General features: G+C 29.5%; 22 protein-coding genes. All 22 read left to right on the top strand.

Going from position 1 to position 21,808, the window contains the following annotated elements:
- The first annotated feature begins 9 nt into the window (after positions 1-9).
- Positions 10-804 carry a glycosyltransferase family 2 protein gene (locus ACYQ5R_RS10095; RefSeq protein WP_460190818.1) on the top strand — a complete coding sequence of 265 codons (795 nt, stop codon included), beginning with the start codon at positions 10-12 and terminating at the stop codon, positions 802-804.
- Complete coding sequence (locus ACYQ5R_RS10090; RefSeq protein ID WP_460190817.1) at positions 797-1,807, top strand: hypothetical protein; 1,011 nt, start codon at positions 797-799, stop codon at positions 1,805-1,807. The genes ACYQ5R_RS10095 and ACYQ5R_RS10090 overlap by 8 nt, the downstream gene beginning before the upstream one ends.
- Before the next feature lies 1 nt (position 1,808).
- Positions 1,809-2,654, top strand: a complete 846-nt coding sequence (locus tag ACYQ5R_RS10085; protein ID WP_460190816.1) for a glycosyltransferase family 2 protein — start codon at positions 1,809-1,811, stop codon at positions 2,652-2,654.
- An 82-nt stretch (positions 2,655-2,736) separates the two neighbouring features.
- The gene (locus ACYQ5R_RS10080; protein ID WP_460190815.1) at positions 2,737-3,549 is read left to right on the top strand and encodes a glycosyltransferase family 2 protein; all 813 of its coding nucleotides are present in this window, start codon (positions 2,737-2,739) and stop codon (positions 3,547-3,549) included.
- A 4-nt stretch (positions 3,550-3,553) separates the two neighbouring features.
- Positions 3,554-4,510, top strand: coding sequence for a glycosyltransferase family 2 protein (locus ACYQ5R_RS10075; RefSeq protein ID WP_460190814.1), 957 nt, complete (start codon positions 3,554-3,556; stop codon positions 4,508-4,510).
- Positions 4,507-5,721 carry a glycosyltransferase gene (locus tag ACYQ5R_RS10070; protein ID WP_460190813.1) on the top strand — a complete coding sequence of 405 codons (1,215 nt, stop codon included), beginning with the start codon at positions 4,507-4,509 and terminating at the stop codon, positions 5,719-5,721. The genes ACYQ5R_RS10075 and ACYQ5R_RS10070 overlap by 4 nt, the downstream gene beginning before the upstream one ends.
- Before the next feature lie 6 nt (positions 5,722-5,727).
- The gene (locus ACYQ5R_RS10065; protein ID WP_460190812.1) at positions 5,728-6,900 is read left to right on the top strand and encodes a glycosyltransferase; all 1,173 of its coding nucleotides are present in this window, start codon (positions 5,728-5,730) and stop codon (positions 6,898-6,900) included.
- Positions 6,897-7,874 carry a hypothetical protein gene (locus ACYQ5R_RS10060; protein WP_460190811.1) on the top strand — a complete coding sequence of 326 codons (978 nt, stop codon included), beginning with the start codon at positions 6,897-6,899 and terminating at the stop codon, positions 7,872-7,874. Before ACYQ5R_RS10065 ends, ACYQ5R_RS10060 begins: the two co-directional genes overlap by 4 nt.
- Entirely contained in the window at positions 7,862-8,656 is a 795-nt protein-coding gene (locus ACYQ5R_RS10055; RefSeq protein WP_460190810.1) for a glycosyltransferase family 2 protein, read from the top strand. Before ACYQ5R_RS10060 ends, ACYQ5R_RS10055 begins: the two co-directional genes overlap by 13 nt.
- Complete coding sequence (locus tag ACYQ5R_RS10050; protein ID WP_460190809.1) at positions 8,653-9,531, top strand: glycosyltransferase family 2 protein; 879 nt, start codon at positions 8,653-8,655, stop codon at positions 9,529-9,531. Before ACYQ5R_RS10055 ends, ACYQ5R_RS10050 begins: the two co-directional genes overlap by 4 nt.
- Positions 9,509-10,531, top strand: coding sequence for a glycosyltransferase family A protein (locus ACYQ5R_RS10045; protein ID WP_460190808.1), 1,023 nt, complete (start codon positions 9,509-9,511; stop codon positions 10,529-10,531). The genes ACYQ5R_RS10050 and ACYQ5R_RS10045 overlap by 23 nt, the downstream gene beginning before the upstream one ends.
- A 6-nt stretch (positions 10,532-10,537) precedes the next feature.
- Entirely contained in the window at positions 10,538-11,170 is a 633-nt protein-coding gene (locus ACYQ5R_RS10040) for a CatB-related O-acetyltransferase (RefSeq protein WP_460190807.1), read from the top strand.
- A gap of 4 nt (positions 11,171-11,174) precedes the next feature.
- Positions 11,175-12,179 carry an N-acetylneuraminate synthase family protein gene (locus tag ACYQ5R_RS10035; RefSeq protein ID WP_460190806.1) on the top strand — a complete coding sequence of 335 codons (1,005 nt, stop codon included), beginning with the start codon at positions 11,175-11,177 and terminating at the stop codon, positions 12,177-12,179.
- Positions 12,176-13,330: a UDP-N-acetylglucosamine 2-epimerase gene (neuC, locus tag ACYQ5R_RS10030; protein WP_460190805.1), complete on the top strand. Its 1,155-nt coding sequence runs from the start codon at positions 12,176-12,178 to the stop codon at positions 13,328-13,330. The genes ACYQ5R_RS10035 and neuC overlap by 4 nt, the downstream gene beginning before the upstream one ends.
- Positions 13,331-14,029 (top strand): acylneuraminate cytidylyltransferase family protein, encoded by a 699-nt coding sequence (locus ACYQ5R_RS10025; protein WP_460190804.1) that lies wholly within the window; start codon positions 13,331-13,333, stop codon positions 14,027-14,029.
- The gene (locus ACYQ5R_RS10020) at positions 14,026-14,961 is read left to right on the top strand and encodes a glycosyltransferase family 2 protein (protein WP_460190803.1); all 936 of its coding nucleotides are present in this window, start codon (positions 14,026-14,028) and stop codon (positions 14,959-14,961) included. The genes ACYQ5R_RS10025 and ACYQ5R_RS10020 overlap by 4 nt, the downstream gene beginning before the upstream one ends.
- Positions 14,958-15,839 carry a methionyl-tRNA formyltransferase gene (locus ACYQ5R_RS10015; protein ID WP_460190802.1) on the top strand — a complete coding sequence of 294 codons (882 nt, stop codon included), beginning with the start codon at positions 14,958-14,960 and terminating at the stop codon, positions 15,837-15,839. The genes ACYQ5R_RS10020 and ACYQ5R_RS10015 overlap by 4 nt, the downstream gene beginning before the upstream one ends.
- On the top strand, positions 15,836-16,960 hold the full coding sequence (rffA, locus tag ACYQ5R_RS10010; RefSeq protein WP_460190801.1) for a dTDP-4-amino-4,6-dideoxygalactose transaminase: 1,125 nt from the start codon (positions 15,836-15,838) through the stop codon (positions 16,958-16,960). Before ACYQ5R_RS10015 ends, rffA begins: the two co-directional genes overlap by 4 nt.
- Positions 16,953-18,173 (top strand): hypothetical protein, encoded by a 1,221-nt coding sequence (locus tag ACYQ5R_RS10005; protein WP_460190800.1) that lies wholly within the window; start codon positions 16,953-16,955, stop codon positions 18,171-18,173. The genes rffA and ACYQ5R_RS10005 overlap by 8 nt, the downstream gene beginning before the upstream one ends.
- A complete protein-coding gene (locus ACYQ5R_RS10000; protein ID WP_460190799.1) occupies positions 18,174-19,556 on the top strand; it encodes a hypothetical protein in 1,383 nt (460 codons plus the stop codon).
- On the top strand, positions 19,547-20,680 hold the full coding sequence (locus ACYQ5R_RS09995) for a glycosyltransferase family 4 protein (RefSeq protein WP_460190798.1): 1,134 nt from the start codon (positions 19,547-19,549) through the stop codon (positions 20,678-20,680). Before ACYQ5R_RS10000 ends, ACYQ5R_RS09995 begins: the two co-directional genes overlap by 10 nt.
- Positions 20,677-21,795 (top strand): glycosyltransferase, encoded by a 1,119-nt coding sequence (locus ACYQ5R_RS09990; RefSeq protein WP_460190797.1) that lies wholly within the window; start codon positions 20,677-20,679, stop codon positions 21,793-21,795. The genes ACYQ5R_RS09995 and ACYQ5R_RS09990 overlap by 4 nt, the downstream gene beginning before the upstream one ends.
- Positions 21,796-21,808 lie beyond the last annotated feature (13 nt).

The following is a 21,808-nucleotide window of genomic DNA, read 5'->3' as shown; positions in this document are numbered from 1 at the left end:
TCCATTATAATGCCCACTTATAATTCTGAAGATAGTTTAATAACTGCTTTAGAGAGTTTGTTAAATCAAACCAATCAAGATTTTGAAGTATTAGTAATTGATGGTGCTTCTACTGATACTACTCTTCAAATATTAGAATGCTATAAGGATAAATTGTCACGATTAAGAGTTTTTTCTGAAAAAGATAATGGTATTTATGATGCAATGAATAAGGGAATAAAATTAGCCAAAGGAAAATGGTTATATTTTATGGGGAGTGATGATTCGTTATTTGAGTCTGTAACTTTAGAAAAAGTAAATACAGTGCTTTCTGAAACATCAGCAAGTGTAGTTTATGGTAATGCAAAAATAATTGGAGATACTGGATGGGCGAAACATAATGAGATTTATGCAGGAAAATTTAATTTAACAAAGCTATTGAACCAAAATATATGTCATCAAGCTATGTTTTATGATTCCAAATTTGTTAAAGAAGTTGGAGATTTCAATCTAGATTATAGGAAAAGTAGTGATTGGGATTATAATCTACGTTGTTGGTCAAAACAACCTTTTGAATATATGAATATTATAGTGGCAAATTTTTCAGCTGGCGGTTTTTCTAGCAATAGTTCTGATGATAACATTGCTGAAGATTTTGTAGGAAATGTGATGCGCTATTTTAAATGGAATTTGTTTCATCCATATTTGAATTCAAAAAACTTTGTGTACTACCGTAAGGTACAACATTTAAAGCGAGAAAAATATGCGCTTTGGTATGGTATAAAAGAACTATTATATAAGATAAGAAAGAAAATTTATGGCTAAGAACAAATTTGCGTTTACCATATGCTCCAATAATTACTTAGGGCAAGCCAATGCGCTAAAGGATTCTTTTTTGCGTCATAATAAAGATTTTCAGTTCTATATTTTTTTGGTTGATGAGTTTAGTGATGCAATTGACTATAGTATTTTTGAACCTGCTACGCTTATTTTAGCAAAAGATATACGAGGCATAGACTTTAATGCACTATTGGCTAAGTATTACATTATTGAATTGAATACCAATGTTAAAGCAAGTGCATTTAAGCATTTGATATCATTAAATCCAAATTTGGAAGCGATTTATTATTTAGATCCAGATTTATTTTTTTATGATAGTTTACACGCTATAAATAAAGTGCTTCAAGATAAAGCTATGGCGCTTACGCCTCATATTTTAACACCAATTGCTAGAGATGGTAAGTTTCCTGATGAAAATACTTTTTTGCAATTTGGTGTTTTTAATTTAGGTTTTATTGGGTTGAGTCCTCAACATCAAGAAGCATTACAAATGTTGGACTGGTGGGAACATAGAATACTAAATTATGGTTTTGATAGGCCACAGAAAGGCTATTTTGTAGACCAGTTATGGATGAATTTCGCGCCTATTTTTTATGACAAGATTGAGATAATAAAATCTTTCGGATATAATATGGCTCCATGGAATTTGCATGAGCGTAATATTGTTGAACATACAGATGATGTTATAAAGCTTAATGATGGCAATGATTTAGTGTTTTATCATTTTAGTAAAATAACATTAGATGATGAAAATATATCTAGAGAGTTTAATAGATTTAAGTTATCTGATTTACCTTTGTTAAAACAACTATATATGGGCTATTATGAAGCTCTAAAAGGGAGTAAATATGAAGAGTTTAAAAAGATAAATATAGCTTATGATATAAAAACAAGAACGTCAGAGCTGGAAGCAAAGATAAAACCAAAACCAAAACAGAACACCTTAGAATTTCTATTAAAAAAAGTATACAAAGCTTTAAAAAAGTAGTATGATATCCATAATTACAGTTAATTATAATAATGCTAAAGGCTTGTTGGAAACGCTAAAAAGTGTGCATAGTCAAACATATGATACTTTTGAGCATATAGTTATTGATGGCGCTAGTACAGATTTTAGTTTAGAGGTAATAAAAGGGTATAAAACAAGTATAGATTATTATATTTCAGAACCAGACAATGGTGTTTATCATGCTATGAATAAGGGCCTTAGGCAAGCTTCAGGAGACTATGTTTTATTTTTAAATAGTGGAGATACGCTAGAAAATGAAACAATTTTAGAAACTGTAGCTAAGCAAGTAAATGGTGAATATGGTTTGTATTATGGAAATATAAATCTGATATATAAAGAATCAGAAAAATTGAAGACCTATCCACAAGAGCTAAATTTTAATTTCTTTTTTGAGAGTTCGTTACCCCATCCAGCAACATTTATAAAAAGAAAATTATTTGATTCTATTTTTTATTATAATGAGAATTATAAAATAGTTTCTGATTGGGAATTCTTTTTATGTGCTGTTTGCAAACATGAGGTATCCTATTGCTATCTTAATATGGTTATTTCTAATTATGATATGTCTGGTATTTCTTCTGTTGAAGAAAATAAAAGTTTGATAATACAAGAAAAGAATAGCGTATATAAAACCCATTTTAAATGGTTGTACAAAGACTATCGAGACCTAAAATCGTTTAAAACTCAGTTTTTAAATAAACGATCTAAAACTTTTTTGGAGTTAGAAAAATTTAAAGTTACAAGAGGTTTACAAAGCATTTTATTTTTTGTGTTTAATACTTTAGTTAAATTTAAAAAATTACTTAAAAGAACAATCAATAGGTAATATGAAAGAAGAAATTGAGCTGTATAATCAAGCCTTAAAACTATTTCCAGTATCTTAACGATTTTGGATAACTAATTATAAAATGCATACTACCAACATATCCATAATTGTTCCTTGTTATAATCAGTCAGAGTATTTAAAAGAATCTCTAACATCTGTACTAGAGCAAAATTATAATAATTGGGAATGTATTATTGTCAATGATGGTTCAACAGATGCTTCAGAAGAAATTGCGAATCTTTGGGTAGAAAAAGACTCTAGATTTAAATATATAAGTATTAAAAATGGAGGCTTAAGTAATGCTAGGAATTTAGGTATTGCAGCAGCTAAAAGTAATTATATTTTACCCTTAGATGCAGATGATAAAATATCTAAAGACTATGTACAACTTGCTTTAAAAGCATTTGAATGTGATAACCAATTAAAAGTAGTTTATTGTAAGGCTAAAAAATTTGGTATGGTTAATGAATTATGGAATTTAGCACCTTTTTCATTAAAGAGTTTAGCAACAACAAACATGATTTTTTGCTCCGCCATATTTCGAAAAGCAGATTGGAAATCAATAGGTGGTTATGATATAAATATGCTGTATGGTTTAGAAGATTGGGAATTTTGGATTTCTCTTTTGAAAAATGGTGGTAAAGTAAAGCAGTTAGATGAAATAGGGTTTTATTATAGAATAAAAGAGTCTTCTATGATTACGAATCTTACAGAAGACAAAAGGCAACATCTCTATAATTATGTGAGTATTAAGCATGCAGATTTTTATGTAAACCAATTTGGAAGTTTTCAAGAATTGTTGAGGCAAAGATTTGAATTGAAAAAAATGAATCGCGATTTATCAAAGGACAAAAAACATGCTTTAAAAGTATTAATCAAGTCATTGTTTAAGTAATATAATGGTAGAGGTTTCTGTTATCATACCTAATTATAATCATTCAGAATTTTTAGAGCAAAGGCTAAATTCTGTATTCAATCAATCTTTTCAGGATTATGAAGTTATAATTTTAGACGATGCATCAACAGATGCAAGTATAGCTATTCTTAACAATTTTAAAAATCATCCTAAAGTTTCTCATTTTATTGTTAATAAGCAAAACTCAGGCAGCCCTTTTAAACAATGGAAAAAAGGTTTAGAATTAGCGAACGGAAAGTACATTTGGATTGCGGAAAGCGATGATTATTGTGATGCCGATTTTTTAAAAAAATTATTAGAACTTAATGCCAAAAACAACAATCATTTAGATCTTATCTATTCACAGTCAATTGATGTAGATGAGAATGAAACTATAATAGAAAATAGGCTGTCTTACACAGCTAATTTTCTGCCAAATATTTGGGAAACAGATTTTGTTATTAGTGGTGAAGATTTTATAAAGAACTACCTTAAAGTAAAATGTGTTATACCAAATGCAAGTGCTGTATTGTTTAAAAAACAATTAGTAACGAACGAGGTGTTAGCTTCTGGTTTTTTAGATATGAGAATTTGTGGAGATTGGTTTTTTTGGATTTTGATTTCAAAAAATGCAACTATTGGATTTGTTAGTGAACCGCTCAATAAATTTAGATATCATAAAAATGTCACTAGGCGTCAAATTAGTTTTGAGAAGCAGTATCATAGATGTCATGAAGAGAAGTTAATTAGAGATTATTTAGACAAACATTATCAATTAACACAAGATGAGGAAGCAATGGTTTTGTATGAAAAATGGTTTGTTAAAAATAAAATAGCAAACCTTTTAAAAAAGCACTTTTATACAGTTAAGTTAAAACACCATTCTTTATTTAATTATATCATCCAGTATTTTAAAGTTCACAATACTTGGAAAAAGTTTTTAACCAAAATTTCAGTATGAAAATAGCCATTGTTTTGCATACTTTCCCAGTGCTTTCAGAGACATTTATTGTCAATCAAATTTGCTCGTTGCTAGACAATAACCATGAGGTTGAAATTTTAGCTTTTAATAAAGGTGATGTTACACTACTTCATCAAAATGTGAAAGACTATAATTTACTTCAAAAGGTCAAGTATTATACTAAGATACCAACTAACAAACTAAAGCGATTTGGGCTCTTTTCTAAAAAAATATTTAGTGGCGATGTATTTCAAGTATTGAAAACAATTAATGTGTTTAAGTTTGGTGTAAAAGCCCTAAGTTTAGAACATTTCTATAGAAATCAGTGGTTCTTACAAAATAATGAGTTTGACATTATACATTGCCATTTTGCACAACTAGGTATGTTTATAGCGCAATTGAAGAGTGATGGTTTTTTAAAAAACGAGACTCTTTTTACCTCTTTTCATGGAGTGGATATTTCTCCAAACAAAATAGAGCAATACAAGAAAAATTATAAAATTTTGTTCAAGTATATGCATGCGTGCACTTACAATTCCAAATATTCATTAAAGATTTTACAGCAGATAAATAGCACGTACTCTGGATATAAATTTTTACCAGTTGGTTTAAACACCAATTTTTTTAAGCCTACACATCAGCAAAAAATGGATAATATTTTTAGAATTTTATTTTGTGGACGCTTGGTATCTTTCAAAGGTCCAGATATTGCTGTTGAAATTATTGAAGAATTAATCAATCTTAATTATAATGTTCATCTTACTGTAGTTGGAAATGGAGAGCTGAATGATGTGTTGTATAAAAAAATTAGAGATAACAATTTAGAACCTTATATTACTTTAAAAGGTTCTTTAACACAAGATCAAATTATAGCTCTTATGAATCTTTCTGACGCTTTCTTATTGCCAGGTATCGTCGATTCTAATGGAAGAGCTGAAAATCAAGGTTTAGTGATACAAGAAGCACAATCAATGGCGTTACCAGTAGTAGTTTCTGATGCCGGTGGAATGAAATATGGACTCATTGATCAAGTTACTGGTTATGTCGTACAATCTAAAAACATCAATGGTTTTGTTCAGAAACTGGAGCGCTTAATATCTAATGAAAATTTAAGAACAAAAATGGGGAAAGCAGCAAGAAATTATGTTGTGACCACATATGATAATCAGGTGTTATATAACCAGCTGATTTCATATTATAAAAATGCTTAAAATTAGATGACAGTTTTACATATAAATACAAATGATAAAGGTGGAGCAGCAAATGCTTGTATTCGTATACATGAAGAATTGCTAAGACAAGGGGTGAAATCTAGAATGTTATTTTTAAATAAATCTAAAGATAATATTCCACATGCTCATTACTTTAATAAAAAGTTATCCTTTTTTAGAAGAGTAGAGTTAAAACTAAAATCAATTTTTTTTAAAAATATTGATATAAGAACAACCTATGATGTTGAGTGGTTTTCTTTTCCTAAAACTAATTATGATATTACAACGCATTTTTTATACAAAGAAGCAGATATTATTCAGCTTAATTGGGTGTCTGGATTTTTAGATGAACCTTCCTTTTTTAAAAAAAATGTTAAACCGGTTGTTTGGAGAATGCCAGATTTATACTGTTGTGGGGCAGGTTATCATTACGAAAAAAATTTTCCAACTGAACGTTTAAGAACAGTTTTAAACAAGAATTTTGCTATTAGAAAAAAGGTTTTTAAAAAAGCTAATATTCACTTTGTCGCAATTTCAAATTGGGTTTATCAAAAGGCACAAGAAAGTGAGTTAATAAATAGCTTTCCAAAATCAATTATTCATAATGGATTAGATTTATCAAAATTTAAACCTGTTGAAAAAGTTGAAGCTAGAAAACTCCTAAACTTGCCACAAGATAAAACCATTCTTCTGTTAGGAGCAGACCAAATAAACACAAAACGAAAAGGTTTTTTCGATGCTTTAGAAGCGATAGACATGTTAGAGCACAAAGGTTTGCAACCGGTAGTTTTTGGGAAAACTAAAACGAGTTTGTCATCGCAAATAATCAACTTAGGTTATATAGATTCTTTAGATAAGCTCATTCAAATATATTCTGCTTCAGATGTATTTTTAATGCCATCTATAGAAGAAGCTTTTGGCCAAGTAACGATTGAAGCGCTTTCCTGTGGAATACCTGTGGTGTCTTATCCAAATGGGGGGAGTTTAGATATTATTAGAAATGGTCAAAATGGTGAAATTGCTAATGATTTTTCTGTTAAAGCCCTAAGTACTGCATTGCGCAAGGCTTTGTATACAAACTATGACTCTGAAGTGATAATAGAAGACATTAAAATCAGATTTGATATAAAGGATAAGGTTAAAGAATATATTGAAGTATATAATAATTTTCAAAAATGAAAAATAACGATTTAATGATTGTCATTTTAAGCTATATACGCAAAGTAATAAGTTTAATATATTCAAATAATAAAGAATATAGAATTAAAAACAGAAAAGTTGACTACTACGATCAAGATGCGTCTGATCAAATAAAAAAATTATTGGAAGGGGATAAGCCATGTATGATTGCCAGATTTGGTAGTATTGAGTTGGATACTATTCATTTTTACAAAAAAACTCAGAATAATATTTTGAGTAGATATTTAAATTATATGTTAAGTGATGTTAATGAGTTAACTTGGTCTGATAACTTAAAATTTAGAATGCAAAATAATACAGGTTTTTTTCCAGCTACTAATGAATCTTTAAATAGATTTAGTGAGTTAGTTATAGAAGATATTAAAAATCTTGATATTTTAGGTTCTTGGTTGTCAAAAGAAAAAACCTTTAAAAAAGAATTAAAATCTGTTAAGAGTATTAGATTAGGTGATATGGTTCCTTTTATTAGAAATCATCCATGGAGTTCTGCATTAGAGAATAAGAATGTTCTAATTATACATCCTTTTGATGAGAGTATTGAAAAACAGTTTTTAAATAGAAAAGCTATTTTTAAGAATAAAGAAACTTTACCAGATTTTAATTTGATAACCTATAAACCGATACAGTCATTTGCAGGTAATTATAAAAATTTAGAATTTAATAGTTGGTTTGAAGCTTTAGAAAAAATGAAGGATGACATTATGAAAATAGATTTTGATATTGCAATTTTAGGTTGTGGATCATATGGATTTACATTAGCGAGTTTTATTAAAGATTTAGGTAAAAAAAGTGTGCATTTAGGAGGAGCTACCCAACTTTTGTTTGGAATTATAGGGAAAAGATGGGAAAATGAATACGATATGAAGTATCTAATTAATGATAATTGGATTAGACCTAATATAAATGAAAGGCCACAAAATTTTCAATCAATTGAAAATGGATGTTATTGGTAAAAAAATCAATGATGTATAAAATATCTATCATAACCATAAATTTAAATGATAAAATAGGTTTGGAAAAAACAATCAAAAGTGTTGTTAGTCAGACCTACATTTCTTTGGAGTTTTTAATTATTGATGGAGCTTCTACCGACGGAAGTTTAGATGTTATAGAAACACAAAAAGAGCATATACATTGCCTTATTTCAGAAAAAGATTCAGGTATTTATAATGCGATGAATAAGGGTATACAAAGAGCCAAGGGAGATTATCTATTGTTTTTGAATAGTGGAGATATTTTAACTTCAAATACTGCAATTGAAGATTTTGTAACACATACAAATTTTAATGGCGACATAATTTATGGTGATTATAAGTTTAAGAAAGGCGAAAAGATATATCCAGATACTTTAACACCATTCTATTTTTTAAGAACTTCACTACCACATCAAAGCACATTTTTTAAAAAGGAAGTTTTCGAAACTATGGGTTTGTACGATGAAAGTTTGAAAATTGCTTCGGACAGAGCATTCTATATCAAGAGTTTTTTGAGCAATCAAATCAAATTTCAACATGTTAATTATGCGTTGACACTTTTTGATTTGGAAGGATTGAGCAATAATGCCAAACATTTAGAAATAAAAAGAAAAGAAGATACGAGAATATTTAAAGAGTATTATGGATCGTTTTATAATGATTACATTAAGTATGTGAGTCTGGAACAAGAATTATCAAAGCTTAAGAGGAAATCATTGAAAGGTGTTTTAAAGAGGTTGAAAAAGCGATTGTATAAATGAATTCACAGCCATTAGTTTCAGTAATTGTACCTACATTTAACAGGCCACAATATCTAAGAGATACGCTTCAAAGTATTGTAGAACAATCGTATGCCAATATTGAAGTTTTAGTAGTTGATGACGGCTCAGATGAAGAGTATGCTAGCGATATATGTAAGCAGTTTTCGAATTGCACATACTTTAAAAAAGAGAATGGTGGGGTTTCTTCAGCAAGAAATTATGGAATTGAAAAGGCTAAAGGAGATTTTATTGCCTTTTTAGATGATGACGATCTTTGGAAGCCTCATAAAATAGAACAGCAATTAAACATTTTGAAAATACATTCTGATGTAGATTTGGTGCACTCTTCGGCAGAAGTAATAGATCAATATGGTATTCTTACAGGAGAGATTATTGGAGCATCTAAAGGGAAGGAACATAAAAGAACGGGTTATGTTTTTTGGAAGGCATATTGCAATTGGTTAGTAAAATCCCCAACACCTCTTATTAGGAGAGGGGTATTTAAAAGAGGTTTAAGATTTGATGAAAGAATCAAATCGGGAGAAGATATGGACTTTTATAATAGACTGTTTTTTTATCATAAGATTTATTGCCATTCTGATTCTCTAGCTTATTATAGAGTTTATCAAGATAATTCGAGATTGTCTTTGAACAATGAAAACTATAAAGAAGCAAGGGTTTTAATGTATGATAATTTTAGAACGATTAAAATTGGCAACCCAATAATTAGATATCGATTGGCACATTTATTCTTAAAAAGAATTGTAAAAAAAGTGTATTTTTCAGAATACAAATTATCTTTTTTGGATATGTTTGTTTTTCCGATAAAAAAAATGAATCAAATAGTACTTGATGCGAAAAGGAGTAAACCCTAATAAGAATATTCTAACTGAAAAAAATGAGCGTAGGCATCAAGTAATAATTCCTGTATTCGTGCCTAATCATTCAAATTATTTTAAAGATAGTTTTACGATTTTAAAATGTTGTTTAGAGTCTTTGATAATCACTTCTAACAGTCAATTATTTATTACAATTGTTGATAATGGTAGTTGTGAGGATGTCAGAAAATACCTTCAGAATTTGTTAAATGCGTCTAAAATCCAAGAGCTCATTCATACTTCAAATATTGGTAAGTTTAATGCGATTGTTAAAGGTGTATCTGGCCATCAGTTTGATTTCATAACCATAGCAGATGCAGACGTTCTTTTTATGCATGGTTGGCTGCAAAAAACGTATGAAGTATTCAATAATTTTGACAAGGCTGGAGTTGTGTCAACAACTCCAAGTTCTAAAATGTATAAGTATTTAACGGCTAACATTATTTTTAAGTATATCTTTTCAAATAAGCTTAAATTTACTAGAGTAGAAGATAGTCACGCAATGAAAATGTTTGCAGATAGTGTAGGTAATCCAGATTTGTACAATCAATATCACCTTAATAAATATCTTACCCTGGAACAGAATGGTTGTATTGCAGTTGTTGGTGCTGGCCATTTCGTGGCCACTTATAAATCAAAAGTTTTTTCTTCGTTATTAAATGAAAAAATTAATTCTAAATTGGGAAAAGAAATACGTCTTGTTTTAGATTATCCAGCTTTTAGATTTAACTATTTCAGACTCTCTACTAATGGCAATTATACCTATCATATGGGAAATACTTTAGAGAATTGGATGTTTAATAAATTAGAAGAAATTAAAGAAAAAAGGAGTGAATCAATTTTAGAACATAATATGTCTTCATTTAAAAATAATACCAATATATTTTCTAAATTCCGTATCTATATATTTTTAGAATTTTTATTAAATAAAAAGTTGTTTTTAAACTTTTTCTTAAAACTCAAAGGTCTTACAAAAGAAGAAAGTAATAATTATTAGTGTAAAGTGATATTAAAGTTTTGTAAAAGAATATTAACTAAGGTTTTAAATACCCCTCTCGATTATAAAAACGTGTCTGTTCAGGGGCAAGTATCAGGTATTCATAATGTTAACTTTAAGGGGGGGAATAAAATAGGTTCAAATTGTAATTTTTCAGGTGAAATAACTGTTGACTATAGAACCACTTTGGGAAATAATAATTATTTACATGGTAAAATTCAAGTGGGAAAATATTGTCAATTTGGAGCTGATGTAGCATTACACGCTACAAATCATCCATCAACGTACTTATCAACATATATTAATAAAAATTTGTTTAATGGAGAACTAAAATCATTGAAGCAAGAGGGTAAAATAATTGTTGGTCATGACGTTTGGTTAGGTCATAGTGTTGTTATAGTGGGAAATGTTAACATTGGGAATGGAGCAATTATTGCGGCTGGTGCTGTTGTTACTAAAGATGTAGAGCCGTTTTCATTGGTCGCTGGTGTTCCTTCTAAAAAAATTAAAATGCGTTTTTCGGATGAGATTATAGAAGAAATTCAAGAATTAAAGTGGTGGGATATGAATGATGAGGAATTAGAAAACAAAAAGGCCTTATTTTTTAGAAACCTCAAAGATTTAAAAACGATATATTAATAGAATGAAGTCTTTTATAATTGCCGAAATAGGACAAGCTCATGAAGGGAGCTTAGGAATACTACACTCCTATATAGATGCCGTTGCAACTACTGGTGTTGATGCCATAAAGTTTCAAACACATATTGCAGAAGCAGAAAGCAGTTCCTTTGAACCATTTCGAGTAGAGTTTTCTAAACAAGATAAAACCCGTTTTGATTATTGGAAACGCATGGAGTTTTCACTTGATGAATGGAAAGAAATAAAACAGCATTGTGATGAAGTAGGCTTAGAGTTTATGAGCTCACCATTTAGTAATGCAGCTGTAGATTTATTAGAAGAAGTGGGAGTAAGGAGATATAAAATTGGATCTGGTGAGGTGAACAATTTTTTGTTATTAGAAAAAGTTGCACAAACAGGAAAGCCTATCATTATATCATCAGGAATGAGTTCTTTTGAAGAATTAGATAAAACAGTAGCATTCTTAAAAAAAAGAGGAGCAAATTTCTCTGTACTGCAATGTACAACTTCTTATCCAACTCAACCTAAACAATATGGATTGAATGTAATTCAAGAGTTGAAGGAAAGATATCATGTTTCAATTGGTTTTTCAGACCATTCATCAGACATTTCCACTTGTATTGCAGCAACAGCTTTGGGAGCAGAATTAATAGAATTCCATGTCGTTTTTGATAAAACTATGTTCGGTCCAGATGCTAAATCTTCACTTACAATTAAAGAAGTAAAAAAATTAGTTAATTCTGTAAAAAAAGTGTCAATTGCTTTAGAAAACCCGATTGATAAGTCAGATAATTCTAAGTTCAAAGATTTGAAAGCTATTTTTGAAAAATCTTTAGCTATCAATAAAGATTTAGAGAAAGGTCATGTGTTAACTTTCTCTGATTTGGAATCAAAAAAACCTAAAGGTTATGGTATTTTAGCAAATGAGTTTAAAGATGTAATTGGGAAAAAGTTGATTGAAGATATGAAGCAATGGGATTTTTTAAACTATAAGGATTTAGAGTCATGAAAAGAAAGATTTGCGTGGTAGTTACCGCGCGTCCATCATATAGCCGAATTAAATCAGCGTTGAATGCAATTGTTAATCATCCTAAGCTTGAATTACAGCTTGTTGTTGCAGGTTCAGCCTTGTTAGGTCGTTATGGGAATGCGGTAGATTTTATTGAAAACGATGGTTTTGAAATAGCAGAAAAAGTCTTTATGGTGTTAGAAGGTGAGAACCCTACTGCTATGGCAAAAACTACAGGTTTGGGGGTCATGGAACTTTCTAATGTTTTTTATAAGTTGCAACCCGACGCTGTTTTAACAATAGCGGATAGGTTTGAAACCATTGCAACTTCAATAGCGGCTTCTTATCAAAATATACCTTTAGTGCACATACAAGGTGGAGAAGTAACTGGTAATATTGATGAAAAGGTTCGACATGCAAATACTAAATTTGCCGACTTGCATTTAGTTGCATCAGAAGATGCCAAGGCAAGGGTAATTAAGTTAGGAGAAAGACCGGAATTTGTTATTAATACAGGTTGTCCTTCAATTGATTTAGCGAAGGAAATTTTAGATGCTCCTGAATTAAATTTTGATCCTATTGAGAAATACGGTGGAGTGGGAAATCAAATAGATTGGAAAACGGGATATCTAGTTGTTATGCAGCATCCAGTAACAACTGAGTACGAAACTTCTAAGGATGATGTTACCAAAACATTAACGGCTATTGATGAATTAGGAATTCCAACATTTTGGTTTTGGCCAAATGTTGATGCCGGATCAGATGGTACTTCGAGTGGTATTAGGAGGTATAGAGAATTGAGTAATCCTAAGCACATTCATTTTTTTAAGAACATGGAGCCAAAAGATTTTTTAAGGTTATTAAAAAATTCTAAATGTTTAATTGGAAATTCAAGTGTAGGTATAAGAGAATGTGCATTTTTAGGAGTACCTGTGGTTAATATAGGTACGCGTCAGCATAGAAGACAGCGAGGAGTAAATGTGATTGATGTAGATTATGATATTGATTCAATTAAATCTGGTGTAAAAGACAGAATGAAAATGAAAACTTTTAAATCTGAGACTATTTATGGTACTGGCGAATCTGGAAAAGTTATAGCAGATGTTTTGGCAACATCACCATTACTTTTTCATAAAACGATTACTTATTAAATGAAGATTTTGGGTTTAATACCAGCGAGAGGAGGATCTAAAGGAGTACCTCGAAAAAATATACGGTTATTAAATGGTAAACCGCTAATTGATTACACAATTTTGGCAGGTCAGCAATCTAATTTAATTACAAAATTAATTGTTAGCTCCGAGGATGAAGAGATAATAAATCATAGTTTGGCTATGAATGTGTCAGTTCCTTTTCAAAGGCCAGAAAGACTAGCCACAGATGAGAGTCCTACAATTGACACTATAATTCATGCAATAAATTATTTTGAAAGCAAAGGAGAGTATTTTGATGCGGTGTGTTTATTGCAAGCAACTTCTCCTTTTAGGAGCACAGATTTTATTGATAGAGCAATACGTAAATTTAAAGAAGCAAACTCGGATTCACTAGTTTCAGTTACTCAAGTTCCTCATCAGTACAATCCACATTGGGTATTCGAAGAAAATGATAATAGTTTATTGGAGATTAGTACTAAAGATGATTTTATAATTGCACGTAGACAAGAATTACCAAAGGCATTTATTAGAGATGGTTCTATCTATATAACAAAAACAAAAGTGTTAAAAGAGTATAAAAATGTGTTAGGTAAAAAGATTGCATATATCGTATCTGATTTTGAACCTATAATAAATATCGATACTCAAGAAGATTGGACGCTTGCAGAAGATTATTTGAAAAATAAGCTAAAATGAAAGTAAAAATATCATTTGTTAGTCCTGTATATAATTCAGAGAAAATTATTCTTAAACTAATTGATGAGATTCATAAAGTTATGCAGAGCATAAATGAATCTTATGAAATTATTCTAGTTGATGACAGAAGTCAAGATAATAGTTGGGATGTAATGAAAGAAATTTCTCATTCTAATAATAATGTAAAATCAATACGTTTAAGTAAAAATTTTGGACAGCATCCGGCTATAATGGCAGGTCTTTCAATGATAGAAGGCGATTGGGTAGTAGTTTTAGATTGTGATTTACAAGATCAACCAAAAGAAATTATAAAACTATATGATAAGGCAAAAGAAGGTTTTGATGTTGTATTAGCAAAACGAAAATTTAGAAAAGATGGTTATTTAAAAAAATTATCTTCTCAGCTATTTTCAATGGTTTATAGTTTTTTTACAAATACCAAATACGACAATGAAGTTGCGAATTTTGGTATTTATAACAGAAAAGTTATAAAATCAATATTAGAGGTATCAGATTATATTAAATTTTTCCCACTATTTGTAAAATTCGTTGGTTTTAAAACTGTAGCAATACCCGTAGAGCATTCTGAAAGAGAAATTGGAAAGTCAAGCTATAGTTTTTTTAAATTATTAAGCTTAGCCTTTAATACAATTATTTCATTCTCAAATAAACCTTTAAAATTAATTGTCAAGTTTGGGCTTTTGATCTCGTTCATTTCATTTGTATTTGGTTTGTACAATTTGTATCTAGCGATTAGTGAAAAAATCGAAGTTTTAGGTTATAGTTCAATTATAATTTCGATATGGTTTTTGTCTGGAATACTTATTACAATAATAGGTGTAACGGGTATTTATGTTGGGAAAATATTTGATCAAACCAAAAACAGACCAGTTTTTATAATTGATGAAATTGTTAAAACTGTAGTGAAATGAGATTTACATTATTTTTAATGACTGAAAAGGGCTTTCTTGTACTTAAAAAATTAGTAGAACAAGAATTATCAGAATCAATAGACTTAGTAATAGTAGGTATTGATAAATCAGTGAGAAATGATTTTAGTAGTGATATTATTTCTTTATGTCAGAATTCTAATTTGCCTTTTCGATTATCTTCAGAGAAAGGTTTAGAATTTAAATCAAGTTATGGTTTGGCGGTTTCTTGGCGTTGGTTAATAGATATTAAAAATTTAAAATTAATTGTACTTCACGATTCAATTTTGCCAAAATATAGAGGCTTTTCTCCTTTAGTGAATTCTTTATTAAATCAAGAAAAATATATTGGTGTGTCTGCTATATTTGCTTCAGAAAAATTTGATAGAGGACCAATAATTTTGCAAAAAAAAATTGAAATTTCTTATCCTATTAAAATACAAGATGCAATTAAAAAAATTGTTTTATTGTATCAAGAAATTGTAGTTTCTATATTTAGAATGGTTGTACAACAAGAAGAAATTAATTCTTTTCCTCAAGATGAAACCTTGGCTAGTTATAGTCTTTGGCGCAATGAAGAGGACTATAGAATCGATTGGAATAATGATGCAAGTTATATCAAAAGATTTGTTGATGCCGTTGGGTATCCTTATAATGGAGCCTGTTGTTTTATAAATGATAATAAAATTATTGTTAATGAAGTTGAGGTAATTAATGATTTTGTAATAGAAAATAGAACAATAGGAAAGGTGTTATTTATAGAAGAGGGTAGACCTTTTGTTGTATGTAAGACAGGTATTATTAGAATTGATAATGCATGTTTTGAACAAACAAAAGAAAGTATCATTCCTTTTAAATTTATAAGAACTCGATTTAAATGAAAATACCGTTTAACAAACCTTATTTAACGGGGAAAGAAAGTGAATACATACAAGATGCAGTAGCTTTAGGTAAAATTTCGGGAAATGGTATTTATACTAATAAATGTCAGGTATATTTTGAGAATAAATATAATTTTAGTAAATGTTTACTCACTACGTCCTGTACAGATGCTCTTGAAATGGCAGCTATTTTGGCAGATATAAAACAAGGGGACGAGGTAATTATTCCTAGTTTCACCTTTGTATCTACTGCTCAGGCATTTATTAGACAAGGAGCTACAATAGTTTTTGCAGATTCATATGCTTATAATCCAAACATCGATGCGGAGAAAATAGAGCCATTAATTACTCCCCAGACCAAAGCTATAGTTGTTGTTCATTATGCTGGTGTAGCTTGCGATATGAAAAAAATTATGGCTATTGCTGCCAAATACAATCTTATTGTTGTTGAAGATGCAGCCCAGGCAATAGATTCATTTTATAATGATATTGCTCTTGGTTCAATAGGTCATATGTCTACCTTTTCTTTTCATGAGACTAAGAATATTATTTCTGGAGAAGGAGGTATGTTGGTAGTAAACGATGATAGATTTATTTCTAGGGCAGAAATTATTTGGGAAAAGGGAACCAATAGAGCAGCTTTTTTTCGCGGAGAAATTGATAAATATAATTGGGTAGATATAGGGTCATCTTTTTTACCTTCTGAGATAATCGCGGCCTTTTTATGGGCACAAATCGAGAATCTTGAGAAGATACAATTAAAAAGAAAAACAATTTGGAATATGTATTTTAATAAGCTTAAAAACTGGGCTTCTTCAAATAATATTGAATTGATGCATATTCCTGATTTTGCTTCTAACAATGCCCATATGTTTTATTTAATTTGTGAATCAAACCAACAGAGACAGAGTATTATTAAGCATTTAAAGTCTAATCAAATTATGGCTGTTTTTCATTATATAAGTTTGCATTCAAGTCCTTTTTATGAAAATAAACACGATGGTAGAATTCTAGAAAATTCTGATAAATTTACAAATAGACTTTTGAGGTTACCTCTCTACGTAGGTCTTGATATTGATAGAGTTGTGATGAAAATATGTGAGTTTGGTCATAATGAATAATGTTTTATTGTTTTCTAGAAGAATACTTCAAATTGTGGTATTGGGCTATTTTGTTTTAGCTATATTACATTTTGTGAATTTACCTATTGGATTAGGAGACGAACAACTTTTTATATCGGATTTGAAATATATTAAGAAATTTGGATGGTCAGAGGCAATCTCAAAAGGTATTTCTATTCCTTATATGCTCCTTGTATATCCGCTATCAACATTTTTTGAAGATTATTTATCGATGCGATTGATAAATTTAATTTTATTAACTTTTTTTTTCGTTTATATATTATATAGAAAAAAAGGAAACACTCCATTTTCATATTTCTTATTCTTTTTTAGTACGGTATACTACTTTTTTATTGGAACAAACGATGCAGTATTTATCATTGGAATTGTAATTTTTTTGAATGAAGTAAATACTTTACAAAAAAGCAATCGTTGGAATGCGTATCTGGCGATAGGTGCATTAATTATTTCTACCTTTTCCAGAGAATTAATAATTGTTTATTTTCCTATAGTTTTAATTGGTATATATATCATTTATTTAAAAAGAGGCTTAAAAAAAAATCATGTGATTTACAGTGTAATTCTTTGTGCATTTTTTTTCCTATTAAACGTCCCTTCAATAAATACGAATCGAAAACTCTCTTTTGATTCAAAACTACCTCCTATAGATGTCAAAGCTACTTGGGTTCAAAGACAATATTTAGCTCAATTGATGGTAAATAATAATATTTTAAGTAATTACCAGCATCCTACATGGAAACAAACAGATGAGTATTTAAGAATTAATGGAGAAAAGTCTTTGCCAAAAAATATCTATGAGAGTATATTTTTTGATTTTAGCATGACCATAAAAGAGTTTTTTAAAGATTTGTTTTCATGTTTTTATTTAGGGTTTCGACAATTAGGATTGATACTTTTTATCCCACTTTTCTTTTTTATGAAAAACATAATTAGAAATAAACAGTTTAAAGCTGAGATGTTTGTTCCTATTTCGCTAATCATAATGTTTTGTATTTTTTCATTTATTATTATTTCATATGTTGAATTACGTTGGTTATCACCTTTTTTAATTATGATGATTTTTAATTATAATGATTTGGAAAAAAACAAGTTAATTAATGAAAAAGTATTAATATTTAACAACCTTATATTAATAATATTGACTTTTTATGGTAGCTTTAAACTTATGAATAAATTATTATTGGAAATTTAAATGAAGAAGGTAGGGATTATTATTCCAGATGGTACAGGAATCAGAAATTATTTGTTTTCAGACCTTATAAAGGGTTTGAAAAAACATGGTAATATTGTATTATTTCATGCGGTTTCGAGTGAAGCTATCAAGGAAATTACTACTGTGCAAAATGAGAGTTTTGAATGTGTTGAAATCCCTTCTTTTAGAGAGACATTAAAGCAACGATTTATACGTGAACTTATTTGTTTAAGTAGGCTAGTGCACAATGCCAAATTAGTCAACAATAAGTCTATCAAAACCAATTGGAGACCAAGTAAATCAAAGCTAAAAACAAAATTATTTTACGGGTTAATAGAATTTTGCGCTCCATATTTTTCAAAGAGTTATACTCGTATTTTGAAATTAGAAGACAAATTAGTTGTTTTAATGCAAAGTAATAATGAAGAATATCTGAATTTACTTCAAGATGTAAAGCCTGATATTTTGTTTTCTACACATCAAAGAGCGTTAACTGCCTTACCATTGCTTGAGGCTGCGCATAAATTAAATATAGATACAATTGGCGCCATTTTTTCATGGGATAATTTACCAAAAGCTAGGTTAACACTTAGAACCAACAAATATATTGTTTGGTCTGAGTATATGAAAAATGAGGTAAATACATTTTATCCAGAAATAGAGGAAGAAAATATTGTAATTACTGGTACACCTCAATTTGAATTTTATTATAAAAATGAACTATTTAGCTCAAAAGATGAATTTTGTTCGCAATTCAATTTAGATCCAAATAAGAAAATATTGTGTTTCTCCGGTGATGATGTGCGAACTTCTCCATTTGATCCACAATATTTAATGGATGTAGCGCAGGTTATACATGAAAATAATCTGCCAATTCAAATTTTATTGCGCAGAGCTCCTGTTGATTTTAGCCGTAGATATGAGACTATAGTTGAAAAATATGTAAATATTATTAAGGTAGCAGAGCCATTATGGCATGCAATTTCCACGGATGTTTCTAAATGGCAAACTATTTTTCCAACGTATAAAGACGTAAAATTGCTTGTAAATACAGTGCGATATTCAGATGCTGTCATTAATTTAGGATCCACGATGGCACATGATTTTGCTGTATATAATAAACCTGCAATTTATTTTAATTACAACCCAGTTAAAAATGATAAATGGAAAGTTGAAAAGATATATGAATATCAGCATTTTAGGTCAATGGGCAATCTAAAGCCAGTGATCTGGTTAAATAGGAAAGAGGATATTAAAAACACGTTGATTCAGGTGATGCAAGGTGATGTTTATTTAGATAATACTGATTGGTTAAATTTAATTGCGGAAAATAGGCAAAAAGCTTCTGAAAACATTTCTAATTTCATTTCTAAATGCATATAGTTTACCTTACCAACGAATTTCCAGAAATCAATAAAAATCATGGTGGTATTGGTACTTTCATAGATATTTTATCTCAACATCTTGTTGAAAATAATATAAATGTTAGTGTACTAGGAGTTTCTAGTGCAAAATCTTTTGAAACAATTACGGATAAAGGAATTAGACTAATAAATATTCAACAATCTAATTGGCCTTTTGGTAAGTTTATTCAAAATTCTATTAGAATAAATAAAGCGCTTCTAAATTTATCCAGTAAAGTTCAGATTGATATTATTGAGGGTAGTGAATTATCTTTTGCGTTTATCTCAACTAAAATAAAATGTAAAAGAGTTATAAGAATGCATGGCGGGCATCATTTTTTCGCGTATACAACAGGAAAGAAAACAGCCTTTTGGAGATCTTTTCAAGAGAAGCGTTCTTTTAAAAAAGCTAATTATTTGATTGCAGTAAGTAACTACGTTGGAGAAACATCCAAAAGACTGTTAAAATTTAATAAAGAATATTCAATTATTTACAACTTTGTTAATAATAGTATTTTTAAGCCTAAGAGCGATGCCGTAAAAAAGGATCATACAATTTGTTTTGTAGGAACTATTTGTAAGAAAAAAGGTGTGAAGGAGTTGATAGAGGCATTCAAATTAACTATTCAAGAAATTCCAGATGCTACATTGCATATAATTGGTAGAGATTGGATAGACGATGAATATGGTTCTTATACATCATATGTGAAAACTGCAATTCCAGATCAACTTTCTAAATCAATCCATTTTTATGGAGCTGTTGATTATCATAAATTACCTGAAATAATAGCATCTATGTCAGTATGTGTTTACCCTTCTCATAGTGAATCATTTGGTTTAACACTTGTTGAGGCAATAGCCATGAACAAAACCATAATAGCCAGTGATATAGCACCCTTTAAAGAAATAATAGAATTAAATCATTCCTGGATTTTTATAAATCCTTTCGATGCTAAAAACTTTTCTAATACACTAATTCATTTATTGAAGAATGAGAATTTAGCAACAGCATTGGCACAAGAAATTAATCATACAGTTATGAATAAATTTGACCTAAATAAATTAGTCAATCAAAATATAGAATTTTACAAAAGCATACTTTGAAATTTGTCGTAGTAACACATATAGCGCATAAAAAAAAGGGAAATAATTTTTTTTCATACGAACCCTATGTTCGAGAAATGAATTTATGGTTTAAGTGTGTTGATAAAGTGAGAATAGTAGGTGCATTTACCAATGATAAAATTAATAACATTGAATCTCCATATATCCACAACAATTTAACGCTAAAAACTATTCCTGAGATCGATATAACTAGCTTTAAAAATTCAGTTAAGGCAATAGTGAGCATTCCATTGATTTGTTTTAAAATATATAAGGCAATGAAATGGGCTGATCATATACACTTAAGGTGCCCAAGTAATATTGGATTAATATCTGCTTGCATTCAAGTTTTCTTTCCAAATAAACCCAAAACAGTTAAATATGCTGGTAATTGGGATCCAAAAAGTAAGCAACCTTGGAGTTATAGATTGCAGAAAGGGATACTTTCAAATTCATTTTTGTCGAGAAATATGAAAGTGTTAGTGTATGGAGAATGGCCAAACCAAACCAAAAACATAGTGCCTTTTTTTACAGCAACATATAGTGAAAAAGAGTTGATTCCAATTCCTTTAAAAAGTTTAAAGAGTCAAATACAATTGATTTTTGTAGGAGGCTTAACACCTGGTAAGCAACCGCTAATTTCAATTCAAGTTTGTCACTCTTTATTAAAATTAGGTAAGGATGTTTCTTTAGATATATATGGTGAGGGCGTTGAAAGAGCTCGTTTAGAAGAATATATAGCAACTAACAAATTGCAATCACATGTTCGATTACATGGTAATGTATCTAAGGAGTATATTAAAAAGGCTTTTCAAAAAAGTCACTTTCTTCTTTTTATTTCAAAATCTGAAGGTTGGCCAAAAGTTGTTGCAGAAGCCATGATGTGGGGTTGTATTCCAATAACATCAAAAGTATCTTGTATTCCATTTATGTTAGCTGATGGTAAAAGAGGGAGTTTGGTAAATGCTAATGTTCATGAAATTTCTTCAGAAATATTAAGTTATTTAGAATCTCCTGAAATGTACTTTCAAAAATCCAAGAATGCTGTAAAATGGTCTCAAAAGTTTACACTAGAGTATTTCGAATCTCAAATTAAATTGCTATTAAAAAATTAAAAGTCATACAATT

This window comes from Urechidicola sp. KH5 (genome assembly GCF_054661455.1).
The sequence above is the reverse complement of the archived record's forward strand: the minus strand, read 5'-3'. Positions and strand labels throughout refer to the sequence as shown.